8 protein-coding genes are annotated in these 15,363 nt (G+C 34.8%); 7 read left to right on the forward strand and 1 reads right to left on the reverse strand.

Annotated elements, in window-relative coordinates:
• Positions 1 to 95 precede the first annotated feature (95 nt).
• Both E1750_RS01430 and E1750_RS01435 read left to right on the forward strand, forming a co-directional pair.
• Positions 96 to 641: a DUF1697 domain-containing protein gene (locus tag E1750_RS01430; protein WP_133275042.1), complete on the forward strand. Its 546-nt coding sequence runs from the start codon at positions 96 to 98 to the stop codon at positions 639 to 641.
• A gap of 108 nt (positions 642 to 749) precedes the next feature.
• Positions 750 to 2,234 (forward strand): aminopeptidase P N-terminal domain-containing protein, encoded by a 1,485-nt coding sequence (locus E1750_RS01435; protein WP_133275043.1) that lies wholly within the window; start codon positions 750 to 752, stop codon positions 2,232 to 2,234.
• A 46-nt stretch (positions 2,235 to 2,280) separates the two neighbouring features.
• On the opposite strand, the gene E1750_RS01440 is transcribed toward E1750_RS01435, so the two are convergent.
• The gene (locus tag E1750_RS01440; protein WP_133275044.1) at positions 2,281 to 2,802 is read right to left on the reverse strand and encodes a DUF7935 family protein; all 522 of its coding nucleotides are present in this window, start codon (positions 2,800 to 2,802) and stop codon (positions 2,281 to 2,283) included.
• Positions 2,803 to 2,896: 94 nt separating this feature from the next.
• Between E1750_RS01440 and E1750_RS01445 the strand changes: the two genes are divergently transcribed.
• From E1750_RS01445 to E1750_RS01465, 5 genes are all read left to right on the forward strand, one after another.
• Positions 2,897 to 3,670, forward strand: coding sequence for a sulfite exporter TauE/SafE family protein (locus tag E1750_RS01445; protein ID WP_133275045.1), 774 nt, complete (start codon positions 2,897 to 2,899; stop codon positions 3,668 to 3,670).
• A gap of 180 nt (positions 3,671 to 3,850) precedes the next feature.
• A complete protein-coding gene (locus tag E1750_RS01450) occupies positions 3,851 to 8,479 on the forward strand; it encodes an FG-GAP-like repeat-containing protein (protein ID WP_133275046.1) in 4,629 nt (1,542 codons plus the stop codon).
• 167 nt (positions 8,480 to 8,646) lie between these two features.
• Positions 8,647 to 9,996, forward strand: a complete 1,350-nt coding sequence (locus tag E1750_RS01455; RefSeq protein WP_133275047.1) for a sigma-54-dependent transcriptional regulator — start codon at positions 8,647 to 8,649, stop codon at positions 9,994 to 9,996.
• Between the two features lie 5 nt (positions 9,997 to 10,001).
• Complete coding sequence (locus E1750_RS01460; RefSeq protein WP_133275048.1) at positions 10,002 to 11,144, forward strand: FIST signal transduction protein; 1,143 nt, start codon at positions 10,002 to 10,004, stop codon at positions 11,142 to 11,144.
• A 2-nt stretch (positions 11,145 to 11,146) separates the two neighbouring features.
• The gene (locus E1750_RS01465) at positions 11,147 to 15,346 is read left to right on the forward strand and encodes a PAS domain S-box protein (RefSeq protein ID WP_133275049.1); all 4,200 of its coding nucleotides are present in this window, start codon (positions 11,147 to 11,149) and stop codon (positions 15,344 to 15,346) included.
• The last annotated feature ends 17 nt before the right edge of the window (positions 15,347 to 15,363 follow it).

Here is a 15,363-nt window from a genome sequence, read left to right on the forward strand (position 1 = left end):
AAAGCGAAGATAGTTTTTTGTTCGGAAAAATGGAAATACAATTGTTTGGTATTGAAGTAGGAAAAACTATATTTGAATTCTTAAATAACTATAAAATGAAAACCCATCTCGCATTACTTCGCGGCATCAACGTTTCCGGTCACAATATGATAAAAATGGAGGCTTTGAAAACGACTTTGGAAGCGGTTGGTTTTCAAAACGTGCAAACATATATCCAATCGGGGAATGTTTTTGTCGATACCGAAGAAGAAAATCCTGCTGCTGTGGGTTTCAAAATCAAGCAGGAAATCTTCAAGGCCTTTGGTCACGAAGTTCCCATCGTGGTTATTGGAAAATCTGATTTAGAAGCGTGTTTCAAAAACAATCCTTTTTTGAAAGAGAAGGATTTAGATATTAAAAAATTATACGTCGCATTCATTTCTACGACTTTGAAAAGCGAGAGTATAAATGATTTGAAAATGAGTCAGGTAAAACCCGATGACGCCAGTATTGATGGTACTAAAATCTACATCAAATATGCTGTTGGGGCAGGAAAAACAAGATTTGACCAGAAATACATCGAAAAAAAATTGAATGTTACGGCAACGATTCGGAATTGGAATACCGTAACGCAATTGCTTCAGCTCTATGAGGAAAGATAATGTCTAAATTCGGTTTAAATTGCTTTTAATACTTACTACAAGAAACCAAAATTGTAAAAAAGTGATATATTTACTTTTCTTTTTTCTAATCTACTAAATTCTTTGACTATGAGAAAGTTGCTTTTGGGTTTGCTATTTTCCTTTTTTATCCATTTTTCTTCGGCTCAAACCGATAAACCAACGGACTATCTTGCTTCTGAATTTCACAAAGATAGAAGAGAGGCTTTGCGAAAAAAAATGCCCAAAAACACGGTAGCAGTGTTCTTTGGTAATCCTGAAAGAAACAGAGCTAATGATGTAGATTTTATTTATCATCAAGATCCAAATTTTTATTATTTGACGGGTTATAAAGAGCCAAATTGTGTTTTGGTGGTGTTTTCTGAAGCGCAAAAAAACACTGAAGGTAAATTGATAAACGAAATTTTATACGTCCAAGAAAAAAATCCGAAAGCGGAGCAATGGACAGGAATTCGTCTGGGAGTAGATGGAGCCAAAAGTGAGCTAGGTTTTGAAAATGCTTATAACGGTAAGGATTTCTTGAAGTCTGGAATTAATTTTCAAAACTTTGATACGGTATTTTTTACTGAATTTCAAAATGACATTAGAGATTCTAAAAGAGATGAAGCTTCATTATTTAAACTGGTAGCTTCATTCAAGGATCAAATTGGATATAATTCCAAAAGAATGGAAAAAAGTGAAACGAATTTGCAAAAAGAAATAGATGGTGTAAAACAAATAAATGTAAAAAAAGCCAAATTAGATGCCACCACTCTTGATGATTATATGGCAAGTTTAAGGGAAATTAAAGCTAAAGAAGAACTAGCATTGCTAACTAAAGCAGTTCGTATTTCGGCTATGGGGCAACGAGAAATTATGAAAGCGATGCACGTAGGTATGTCTGAATTTGAAATTCAAGGAATACACGAATATGTTTATAAAAAATACGGAAGTGAGTACGAGGGATACCCCTCTATTGTTGGTGCGGGAAACAATGGCTGTGTTTTGCATTATATCGAAAATTCTAAAACTAAAGTTGAAAATGATTTAGTTTTAATGGATTTGGGTGCCGAATATCACGGATATACGGCTGATGTAACTCGAACTATTCCCGCAAATGGTACCTTTTCGACAGAGCAAAAATTAATCTATGATTTGGTGTATCAAGCTCAGGAAGCCGGAATTAAGGCCGTTATTATTGGCAATAGTTTTGAAGTTCCCGACCAAGTAGGGCGGAAAATAATTACAGAAGGGTTAATGAAATTGGGAATCATAAGTAATCCATCAGATTCAAGGCTGTATTTTCCTCACGGTACTTCACACCACATCGGATTAGATGTTCATGATCCTGGAAAATATGAAAATTTTGAAGAAAATATGGTGCTCACAGTGGAACCTGGCATTTATATTCCAAAGGGAAGCAATTGTGATAAAAAATGGTGGGGAATTGCAGTACGAATTGAAGATGATATTTTGGTTACCAAAAAAGGCCCCATCAACTTATCAGCCGAAGCTCCACGAAAGTCTGACGAAATAGAAGCATTAATGAAAGAAAAAAGTGCTTTGGACAACTTCGTGCTTCCAGAAATTAAATAATTTAGACTTGCTTTTGAAAAAAATTAATAAAAAAGGTTTTCGTCTATTACCAAAGCTGTCCTACTTCGTTTTTTAGAAAAGAAAGTGCTGTGCCGCTCGGCGATGATTTTGCTAATAAATCTTTCAAAATCAATTCTCGCAACTGATTGGCATCAGCAATTTTTTCGTTTTTTGCCGCCAAAAGAATCATTTGAATAGTGGCGTTTTTGGCATTCGTGATGGTCGACCAACATTCTTCTGACACATAAATTTGTTGGGTCAAATTGTGTTCGTATTCTTGTTCGATTTGGGCGATTACAAAATTTTGATAATCCGTTTTATCTTCCGAAATCGGGCTAATCCGAACCAATAATTGCGATGGATTGATGCGTTCCAAAAACAAGGTCATTCGCTCGTAGGCTTGCAATCTTATCGATAAACTTTCGGGTTTTGTTTCTTTTTTCAACAAATAGAGGCGTTTGGCACTTTCGTTTTTGGTGTAAAGTTCATAAAAACTATAGGCTACAAAAGCCATAATTAAGGTGGGTAGAGAATAACTAACTAATGTGATAATTTGCGTGTTGTCCATTTGAAATTTGAAAAAATAGTAATTTTTAATTGTCGATGACAAATTAACGAATAAACCAATAAACTTAAATAGTACATTTGAAAAAATTTTTGGAATGGAAACCTATATCATTATTTTTCTTTGTTTAGCATCTTTTACCGCAGGTTTCATTGATGCCATAGTAGGAGGTGGCGGATTGATTCAAACTCCCGTTGCTTTAATATTGTTGCCCAATGTCGCTGTTTCGTCCATTATAGGAACCTTGAAAATTCCCGCCTTCAGCGGAACTTCTTTTGCTGCCTATCAATACCTCAAAAAAGTGGAAATGAATTGGAAATTGCTTGCTACTATGATGATTTTGGCTTTTCCTTCGGCTTTTTTGGGATCGACTCTGCTTACTTATGTGAGCAATGATTTTATGAAACCTTTACTGTTGGTTGTGCTATCACTTTTGGTGGTGTATACCTATGCACAAAAGAATTTCGGTCAACATAGCGTAAAATCACATTCTGCCAGAACACAAATTCTTTATGCAGTATTGATCAGTTTTGTGGTGGGTTTTTATGATGGATTTATTGGTCCCGGAACCGGAAGTTTTTTGGTGGTAGCCTTTATTGCCTTGATGGGATTCGATTTTTTGCAGGCTTCCGCCAATGCTAAAATGGTGAATCTGGCAACTAATTTTGGTTCGATTTGTTTGTTTGTGCTAAAGGGAAAAATCATTTGGGCAGTCGCCATTCCTATGGCTTTCAGTAATGCCTGCGGAGGTTGGTTGGGTGCCAAACTTGCCATAAACAGAGGAAATAAATTCATCCGAATCTTCTTTTTGGTAGTAGTTGTCGGCACATTGATTCGGTTTGCCTGGGATGTTTTTTTTAAATTTAAATAGGGTACTTCATTTAGCAATTTCAGTTTTTATTTTATATCTAGCCACCCAAAAACTAGACTATTTTCCATTTTTTGGAAAAATTTTATGATTTAAATATTTGTAAATCTTTGATTTTAAATATTTTAATCCATTGGCACGTGAATTGGTTTTGAGTTTTTCGTAAAATTAAAATCAAAACTTATGAAAAAAAAACTATTTGTTTTCTTACTTTTAATCTTAGGAGTAAAAAACGCCCACGCCACAGGCGAACCCTCAACGTATTTTCAAATTTACGTATCGCCAAATAATGATGCTGTCAAAAGAGATGTTTGCTTGATCGTGACCGCCATTTATGATGACACTCAATTTGAAATTATTGATGATGGAGCCGACGGAGATACGGACGACAGCAAGACAGGTACTTTGAAAGCCGGTCAAAGCTATATTCTTTACATTAAAGACAATGGTACAAATGATGATGCGCGATATGCCTCCGGAGGTATCCTAAAATGGGATGGAGATTATTTTATTGTGAAATCTAACAAACTGGTTTATGCCTCCCAAAGCACGAACAGTGATTGGCAACACGATTGGGTTCCCAGCGTTGATAAAAGTTCTATTGGACAAAAATTTATCGTTTATGCTCCTATGATTACATCTTCAAATCGTGATATTAATGTGTTTGCTTATCAAGATAATACAGTAGTACAATTTCATAAAATATCTACTCAAGCTAAAACGAACACCGGTTTTACAGATGTAAATGCTGAAAATCCAATATTGATTTTTAACAAAACACTTAATATTGGTCAAGATTTACTTTACAGCTCAACAGAGGGGAGGAATGTTATGATTTCGGGAGAAACCTATGTCATTACATCCAATAAACCCATAACAGTTCAGTACGGGGCATTATTTGGTAACGAAAGAGATGGTGGTGGATATGTCCCCACTTCGAACGGAAGTTCAGCGGGTGATCTAATGTATTTTGGTGTACCGTATCAATCGGGTGGCGAACAAGAAATTAGAATTGTGAGTTGGGATGATGCCAATGCAGTGAAGTTAGAAAGATATCTAAACGGAAATTGGATTTTGGTTAAAAACTTTAACTTGAATAAATTAAAAGCTGGGGATTGGGTAGGCAAGAATGAAGGAAATATTTCTTTTGCTACTGTTTTTAGAATCAGTTGTAGTACAGGCAAAAGAGTTTCAGTTTTTGAAGGGAATTGGTTTGAAACCGGTGCCCCAGGAACTTCGGATATGGCAACAATGGTTTCGTCTGAAAATGGAACTTCGGCAGGAAAAAGCTTTTTAACCTATATTCCGCCACCAGGAAATGAAACTAATGTGGTTAATCCTTTGACTAATTTAAAATTTGGCGGACAATTTTCACATCTCTATTTGTTTTCAAAAAATGGAGCAACTGTAAATGTTAAAGATGCTAATACGGGTGGCTTAAAGTTCAATAAAACGTATATAATTCAGCCGGAACGGTATGTAGATTGTATTATTAGTTTAGCGGAATGGAAGGCAATTTATAATGGAACAGGAACTGGTGCTGGTCCAGACAAACCCTATTTAATAGTTACTAGCGATACCGATATTTCGGTAATGAACAGTAATTTTAATGACAATTGGATGTGTTATTCTGGAAGTTCACTCGGACATTCCTTTACACAAACGAGCACAATTAATGATGACTCGCTGATTCCTTTAGAAAATGCAACAGTTACTTCTACGATTAAAACCAGTTCTGAAGTAATGGAACCATCAATAGAGGTAATCGTTCAAGATGGATTGAAAGTTGTCGAATCAAAAATTACAAATACTGACCAAAAAGTGACGCAAGGCCAAATTCAGGAACTTGGAGATAAAACCAAAGTAGTATTTGGTGATTTGCCAACGCTTCGGCCCAATTCAGAATATCGGGTAGAAACTACCGTTGTTGCAACAGTCGGTGCCAACGACGGAGAAATAATAGGACAAACACTAAACTCTACCATCGAAACTGTTATAACCGGAAAAATAAATGGTGAAATTCAACAATCGACCATTGCCAATTCGGTTTCAGTCAATACGAAAGATACCTCAAATTTAATCTTCTCGCATTTTGAAGATGCAGTTTTTAATCCTAATACAACCAATTCTTGGACTATCAGTTGGATTGACATCAACTCCGACGGTTGGGATGATTTGTTTGTAACCGATATGGGACTAACGGTACCAAATTCTATCTTTATGAACAATAAAAAAGGTGGATTTACTGCGGGTCAAGTTTTGCCCGAAGCTGGAATTTCTATGAGCAACACCTGGGCAGATGTTGATAATGACGGTGATGCCGATTTACTGGTATTAAACAATACTAGAACACCAAATAGCTTTTATAGGAATGATGCAGGTACTTTAGTTTTAGATAAATCGAAATCATTTACTCAAGAGGTTTCTTATTATCATGGCGGCGCATTTGCCGACTATGACAATGATAATAAAGTTGATTTGTTTATGTGTAATTATTTCCCGACAAAATACAATGAATTACACAAAAATGGATCAAATGGTTTTTCTAAAGAAATGGCAACTGCAATTCCATTAGAAGCAAATTCTTCATTAGGACCAACTTGGGCCGATTATGACCAAGACGGATTTATGGATTTATTTGTGCCAAATGGTATTGGGAAAAATAATTCTTTATTTCATAATGATGGAAATGGAACTTTCTCCAAAGAGAATAATGTGATCAATTCCGAAGGAGGAAAATCGGTAGGAAGTTGCTGGGGAGATATTGACAATGATGGCGATTTAGATTTGTTTGTGACTAATTCAAATTCTACTCGAAACTTTTTATACAAAAATTTAGGCAACGGAAACTTTGAAAAAGTTACTAATTCGATTGTAAATCAAGGCGGAAGTTCACACGGTTGTAGTTTTGCCGATATGGATAATGATGGTGATTTAGATCTTTTTGTGACCAATGACAGAATTAGAAAATTCCTTTATTTTAACGATGGGCAGGGCAATTTTACCGAAAACAGAGACGAAATGGTCACTTACAATTTCGGATTGTCTTTTGGTCATGCTTGGAGTGATTTTGACCACGATGGCGATTTAGATTTGGCTGTCGCCACCCATTCCAATCAAAAAAATCATATTTTTACCAATAACGGAAATGCCAACAAATGGTTGGAAATTAATTTGAAAGCGACCGTTAGTAACGGTTCAGCAATTGGAGCTAAAATTACGGCTTTCACCAAAGACAAACTTCAATTTAGAGAAGTAAACAGTCAAAGTGGTTTTGGAGGGCAAAGCAGTTTTACCCAACATTTTGGGATGGAAAATGCAGCTTTAATAGATTCTTTAGAAGTAAAATGGCCAAGTGGTATTGTTCAAGTTCTGAAGGATGTAGCTATAAATCAGATTTTGGAAATTAAAGAACCACAACAAATTAAAGTAACAGGTTTGGTGTACTTTGATGCCAATAATGACGGTGTTAAACAAGCAGAAGAATCGGTTATAACGAGAGCTGCTGTAAAAGTATCGCCAACAAACACGAAAGTATTTTCAAATGCAGAGGGCAATTTTAGTTTTTATACTTCAGAAAACAGTTTGCAATTGGAAGTTTTGGCTGAAAATGGATTAATGGCTAGTAATTCGCCACTGAAATTGGATGTAACGAATTATAAAACCTCAGATGTTGTTGAAATTCCTGCAATTCCAGCTTGCAACGAAACTGATTTGAAATTAGATATGGGCGGAACCGCCATCAGAAAAGGGTATAATAATGGCCAATTTAAGATTGTTGCTACGAATCAAACACGCAATATGGTCAACAATTTTACAGTTAATTTTGTTGTTCCAGCACAAATAACGATTTCAAATCCTTCGATTCCTTTTGTGCAACAGCAATCTTTTGAAGATAACGGAAAGAAATTCAACAAATTTACTTGGTCAATAAATGCTTTAAACGCATTCGAAAATGTGGTGATTTCGTTTTCACACGGCAATGATACTTCGGTACAAATAGGGGATACCTTTACTTTTAAAGGAGAAATTCTTGCCACAGACCAAGATTGTACACTTGCAGACAATACCGTAGAACAGAATTATTTGGTATATGGAGCCATAGACCCAAATGATATTTTGGTTTCGCCAAAAGGATATGGAACAGAAGGTTATATTTTGCCAACTCAACCATTGACATATACTATTCGATTTGAAAATATGGGAAATTTTCCAGCTCAAAAAGTGGTTATAACCGACCTACTGCCGGGTGAACTAGATATCAATACCTTTAAAATCATTTCGTCAAGTCACGAAAATGTAAAAACAGAAATCGAAGGACGAACTTTAAAATTTGTTTGGGACGACATGTTTTTGCCACCATCGGAAGAAAACGCACAAGATAGTCAAGGTTACGTGAGTTTTTCTGTTGCTCCTGTACTAGGAATCAGTGCAGAAACAAAAATTGTGAACTCTGCTTCGATTCAGTTTGACACCTATTTGCCGATAGCCACAAATTTGGTCGTAAATACAATCCAATCTAAAGCGCAAGAGCTCGAAATGGTCGCAGTAAAAACGTTCCCTAACCCGGTAAATGACGTGGTTACTATTAGTTTAACACATAAAATGGGAGATGAATTTACTAACAAATTGATTACTAAGGCTGAAATAATTTCTTTGCAGGGAATTACGGTTATAAGCCAAGAATTCGATAATCAAGAGGAAATCAGAATAGATTTACCCATTGATTTGCGTGGGTTTTATTTGCTAAAAATCACCGATAGTGAAAATAAAAGCTATACTAAAAAAATAATTATTCGAGATCGGTTTTAGTTTTCCATATACTGAAGTGAATTGCGCTATTCTTGTATCGAGAATAGCGCTTTTTTTGATTCCATTTTCTCAGTTTTTAAAATTCCTCCTTTGAAATAAAAATATGTACTTAACATTTTTTTTGTAATTTAGTATTCTAATGTCCCCCAAATTAATAAAATTTGCCTATGAAATCTTTGAAAATTTTTTTGATTGAAGACGATCCCTTTTTCGGAGAAGCTTTAAAATATCACTTGAAACTTAATCCCGATTTTGACATTCATCTTTTCAAAACCGGAAAAGAGTGCATTAGCAATTTGTATCAAAAACCCGATATTATCTGTTTAGATTTTGGATTACCTGATATAACTGGGGACAAATTGTTGAAAAGGATTCAAGAAACTAATGATAAAATCCCAATTATCATCATTAGCGGCCAAGAAGAAATTGAAGTCGCGGTCAATTTTTTGAAATCGGGTGCTGCCGATTATATCATCAAAAACGAACACACCAAGGACATTCTTTGGAATTCTATAAATAAAATTAGAGAGAATCTTGATCTTGTTAGTGAAGTCGAAGATTTAAAGGAGCAACTAGAACAAAAGTTTAGTTTCGAAAAAACAATTATTGGCCAAAGTGACGCCATAAAAAATGTTTTCAACAAAATAAACAAATCCATCAAAACCAATATCAATGTTTCAATTACCGGCGAAACTGGAACAGGTAAAGAAGTCGTGGCCAAAGCTATTCATTATAATTCTGAAAGAAAAAACAAACCCTTTATAGCCATCAATATGGCGGCAATTCCAAAAGATTTGATGGAAAGTGATTTTTTCGGACACGAAATAGGCGCCTTTACTGGTGCCAACACTCGAAGCATAGGAAAATTTGAACAAGCCAACGGAGGGACTATATTCCTAGATGAAATTGCTGAATTGGATTTGAATCTTCAAAGCAAATTACTACGAGTCTTGCAAGAACGTGAGGTGGTTCGCTTGGGTGGAAACACCAAGATAAAATTTGATGCTCGTTTGATAATAGCCACCCACAAAGATTTAGCTCAAGAAGTAAAAAAAGGATCTTTCAGAGAAGATTTATACTATAGAATTATTGGTTTGCCCATAGAGTTGCCTCCATTACGAGAACGAGGAAATGACACTTTATTACTGGCTAAATATTTTATTGATCTATTTGTAAAAGACAATAAAATGAAATCCATTATTTTGTCAAAAGAAGCTAAAGATAAATTGTTAAAGTACCATTTCCCTGGAAACATTCGCGAATTGAAATCGGTAATTGATTTAGCTTGCGTGATGTGCGAGAATGGTGAAATTTTGTCAGATGACTTGACTTTTAACAGTATCAATAGCACCGATTTTTTCCTATCTGAAGAAAAAACACTAAAAGAATACACGGCTGAAATCATTTTGCATTATCTAAAGAAAAATAGAAATGATGTGTTAAAAACAGCTAAAAAACTGGATATTGGCAAATCGACCATTTATAATTTAATTCAGTCTTCTGAGAAACTCAAATAAATCTGATGAAAATAGCGTCTACCTTATATAAAGATAATTCGTTCATTATGGAAAAGAACGAAGAAAGTATAAATTTTAATGAAGTTCAGTTGGTCCTTGGCTTTGGTTCGAGTACTTTGGTTTCCCAAGAAAAATCCTTTCAAGATATAAAAAATAGATTTCCCAATGCCGAAATCGCTTTGTGCTCCTCGGCTGGCGAGATTTATGAGACCGAAGTGATAGACGATACTATTTCATTGGTAGCAATCCAGTTCCAATCCACCAAAATAAAAACTTCGGAAATAAGTATTGATGATTTCGATTCAAGTTATGAAGCAGGCAAAATTTTGATTAATAATTTGCCTCAAAAAGACTTAAAATTAGTTTTCGTTCTTTCAGACGGTGGCCAAGTGAATGGCAGCGAACTGGTCAAAGGCATGAATTTTTCCAAAAGTCAAAATGTACTTATCACTGGAGGACTAGCCGGTGATGGAGCAAATTTCGAAAAAACCTTTGTAGGAGTAAATCAAGTACCTCAAACGGGCAAAATCATTGCAATAGGTTTTTACGGAGAAAATCTGTTGGTTTCGCACGGCTCTTTTGGTGGTTGGGAATCTTTTGGATTAGAAAGAACTGTTACCAAAGCAGAAAGTAATATACTATTTGAAATAGATAATAAAAATGCTCTGGCTTTATACAAAACGTATTTAGGTAAATTTGCCGATGAATTGCCTAGTTCGGCACTGCTTTTTCCGCTGTCGGTAAAGTTAGATGACGATAATAGACCCATCGTTCGAACCATACTATCTATTGACAATGAAAATCAATCCATAACTTTTGCTGGCGATATTCCCAAGGGAAGTAAAATCAGGTTTATGAAAGCCAATATTGACCGATTAATAGACGCTGCAAGTGATGCAGCCAATTCCTGTTTGGAAATGGAGAAAAGCAAACCCAAATTGGCTATTTTGATCAGCTGTGTGGGTAGAAAATTAATTATGCCCAACAGGATCGAAGAGGAAATCGAAGCTATATCCGAAATATTTGGAACTGGCACAATGCTGTCAGGTTTTTATTCCTATGGCGAAATTTCTCCCTTAAACCCATTGGCAAATTGTGAACTTCAAAACCAAACAATGACCATAACCGGCATTAATGAAATTATTTAATTATGGATTTTCATAAGCTTTTGCAAAAACAATTAAAAAAGTATTTAACTGCTGACTGTCTTGAAAACCCATCTTTTCAAGCTTTTATTCAGTCGGTTAATGATTCATATTTAGCTTTTGAAAGAGACAAAGGGATAATGGATCACACTTTTAAAGAAAGTGAAAAAGAATATCACGAAATTAATAACCAATTAATAAAAGAAATTGAACTTAAACAATTAGCGGCCAATAATTTATATAATAGTATCAATAAGGAGGATTTAGACTATGATATAAAGTACGACCACAACGACGATTTGTTGTTTGTCTCAGAATATCTTCGTGCGCAAATTAACAAAAGAAAGCAAACCGAGGAGCATCTCCATCAAAACAATGAATTGCTAAAAACACTACTGTCTAATTTTCAATCGGGAATCATGGCAGAAGACGAAAATCGCAAAATGATTTTTGCAAATCAAATGTATTGTGATATGCGCAATATAAAACTCCCACCCGAGGAATTGGTCGGGATAGATTGCTCGGATTTAATACACGAGTCTAAATTAATATTTAAAAGCCCACAACATTTTATTGACAAGACCAATAAAACCCTAAAAGACCGAAAACTTATTTTAGGCGAACTGTTAGAAACAGCAGACCATCATTTTGTAGAACGCGATTATATACCCATATTTATTGACAATGAATACAAAGGTCATCTTTGGAAATACACTGATGTCACTACAAAAATTCAAACTCTAGAATTACTCAAACAAAGCGAAGAACACAATCGATTGATAATGAATTCTTCTTTGAATTCAATTGTTACCATTGATATTTCTAAAAAAATAACATTTTGGAATCGACAAGCCGAAGCAATATTCGGCTGGAAAAAAGAGGAAGTAATAGGAAAAAAAATGGTCGATTTATTAATTCCCTCGCAATACCGAGCGATGTGGAACACTATCATAGACCAATATCAAAAAGACAAAGGGGATTTTTATCTTAATAAACAACTAGAATTAATTTTAATTAACAAAGCAGGAAATGAATTCTATGGAGAAGCTTCTATAATACCTATAAAACAAAATGGAGAAATCTTCTTTTGTGCCTTTATTCAAGATATTTCTAAAAGAAAACAGGCTGAAAAGAATCTTTTGCAAACAGTTGAATTATTAAAAACATTATTAGCCAACCTACAATCGGGAGTTTTAGTAGAGGACGAGCATCGAAAAATATTGTTTACCAACCAGCTATTCTGCGATGTTTTTTCTATTCCCGTGCCTCCCGAGAAAATGATAGGGATTGACTGCACCAATTCAGCAGAACAATCCAAAGAATTATTCAAAGATGCAGCATCGTTTAGCCCAAGAATTAATCAAATTTTAAATCAAAAAAAAGCTGTTACCGACGAACTTCTCGAAACGATAGACAATAGATTTTTGGCCAGAGATTATGTTCCTATATTTATAAATGAAGAGTATAGAGGCCATCTGTGGAAATACACCGATGTTACCCAAAGGATTCAAAATCAAAAGCTGTTGGAGCAAAGTGAAGAACGTACCCAAATCATAATGAATTCGGCACTAAATGCAATAATTACAGTCGATTTCAAAGGAGAAATTACCTTTTGGAACGATCAAGCCGAAATTGTTTTTGGATGGAAGGAAGAGGAAGTATTGGGTAAAATATTTACTGAATTTATGATTCCTGAACGGAACAAAGAACTCTGGAACAATTCTATTTACCAATATTTAAGCGAAGGCGACAATGAGTTTTTGAATAAGCAAGTTGAACTTTTTGGTGTGAAAAAATCTGGCGACGAATTCCTTGCAGAAATAACAATAACGCCAGTAACCCAAAATGATGAAACCTTTTTCTGCGCGTTTCTCCAAGATATTTCCAAGCGAAAAGAAGCCGAAAACCAACTTTTTCAAAGTGAAAACAGAAGCAAATTGATTATGAATGCTTCACTTAACGCCATAATTACCATTGATATAAACGGAATAATTACTTTCTGGAACCGTCAGGCGGAAATTATTTTCGGATATAAAACAGAAGAAGTTTTAGGAAAAGACTTGTCCGAAACCATAATTCCTCACCAACACATCGAGGCGCATAGAAAAGGAATGAAACATTATCTCGAAACTGGAGATGGGCCTGTTTTAAACAAACCTTTAAATCTTACTGCACTGAATAGAAATAGTGTAGAATTTCCAATCGAAATGTCGATTATCCCCATTAATGAAAGCGATCAAGTGTTTTTCTGCGCCTTTATTCAAGATGTTTCCGAAAAAATGGAAGCTGAAAATATTCGCAAAATTCAAGAAGAAAAATACCAAAATGTAATCGCACACATGAACCTTGGCCTGCTTGAAGTCGATAATAATGAAGTTATTAAATATGTAAATCAAAGCTTTGCAACCATTTCGGGCTACGAAATTAACGAACTTATCGGTAAAAATCCATCCGAATTATTTGTTTTTGGTGATAATTTTGACACCATCAAAAATAAAAAAGAACTCCGAAAACAAGGCACCTCAGATATTTATCAGCTCCCAATCAAAAACAAAAGAGGAGAATTAAAATGGTGGGCCATCAGCGGGGCGCCCAACTATGATAATAAAGGAAATGTGATCGGTTCTATAGGAATTCATTTAGATATAACCGAACAAAAACAATTGGAGATTGATCTTGAAAAAGAAAAAACAAAGGCATTAGAGTCATCCAAAGCTAAAGAAATATTTTTGGCCAATATGAGCCACGAAATACGAACACCTCTCAATGCAATTATTGGTTTTTTAAGGGAGTTAGAAAAACAAGAACTAAGCGAAATTCAAAAAAAATACATCAATAACAGCTCCATTGCATCGAAACATTTATTGGCCATTATAAATAATATTTTGGACATTTCAAAAATCGAAGCTGGAGAAATGTCGTTAGAATCCGAAAATTTTATTTTTGAAAAATCCATTACCAATGTTGCAACGGTAATGCACCCCATGTTGTTGCAAAAAGGGCTTGATCTCAGTATTTCAATATCAAAAAAAATAGAAAAGGTATTAATTGGCGATGCTTTGAGACTCCAACAAATTTTATTTAACCTTGTAGGAAATTCAATTAAGTTCACCAGTAAAGGAAGTATTGCTATTCATTGTGATCTGGTTGAGGATAAAACACTTTCGCAAAAAATAAAAATTTCAATATCCGATACCGGAATTGGAATGGAAAGTAGCTTTATCGATAATGTTTTCAATAAATTTTCTCAAGAAGATAAAGCCATCACTCGAAAATATGGGGGAACAGGCTTAGGATTGTCGATCACTAAGGAATTAGTTAATTTAATGGGAGGGAAAATTGAAATTGAAAGCGAAAAAAACAGCGGCACAACAATTCGTATTTACCTCAAATATCCCAAAGGTGACATCCTAAATGTTGAAGAACGAGATAGCGATAAACCTCAAACTCGATTAGATAATATTTCAATTCTATTGGTCGAAGACAATTATTTAAACCGAATGGTTGCGCAAAATTCTTTACAATATTTTAACTGTAATGTAACAGAGGCCGAAAATGGGCTTGAAGCCATAGCCATTTTGAAAGAAAGAGAATTTGATATTATTCTAATGGATATTCAAATGCCCGAAATGGGAGGTATTGAAGCCACCGAAATTATTCGAAAAGAACTCAAACGCACCACCCCCATAGTTGCACTCACTGCCAATGCATTCAAAACCGAAATTGATAAATGTAAAATGGCAGGCATGGATGACTACGTGACTAAACCATTTGATGAAGACATTTTAATTGAAACCATTGCAAAACATACCATCAATAAGAAAGCAGCTATTCCAAAAGCAGTAATACCAGAAGTTTTTTCAACGGATAAACTTTATAATTTAACTTCACTCCATACCATGAGCAGGGGAAACAAAGAGTTCATAGCCAAAATGATTTCGATTTTTATAGAACAAACTACAAGTGCTGTGGATAAGGCGACAATAGCAATGAGTCAAGATGATTTTCACGAAGTAAGCCGTTTGATTCATAAAATTAAACCTAGCGTCGAGAGCTTGGGTATTTTATCCATTAGTTCAGAAATGAAACTTCTTGAAAAAATAGCTAAAGAAGCAAAGAATAAAAAACAAATTGCAGCTCTCTTTAGTAGGACCAAAGAGGTATTGGAAAAGGCTGTTCTTCAACTTAAAGACGAGAAATTTTAATATTGAATTTTTTTGTT

The organism is Flavobacterium nackdongense (genome assembly GCF_004355225.1).
GTDB classification, from domain to species: domain Bacteria; phylum Bacteroidota; class Bacteroidia; order Flavobacteriales; family Flavobacteriaceae; genus Flavobacterium; species Flavobacterium nackdongense.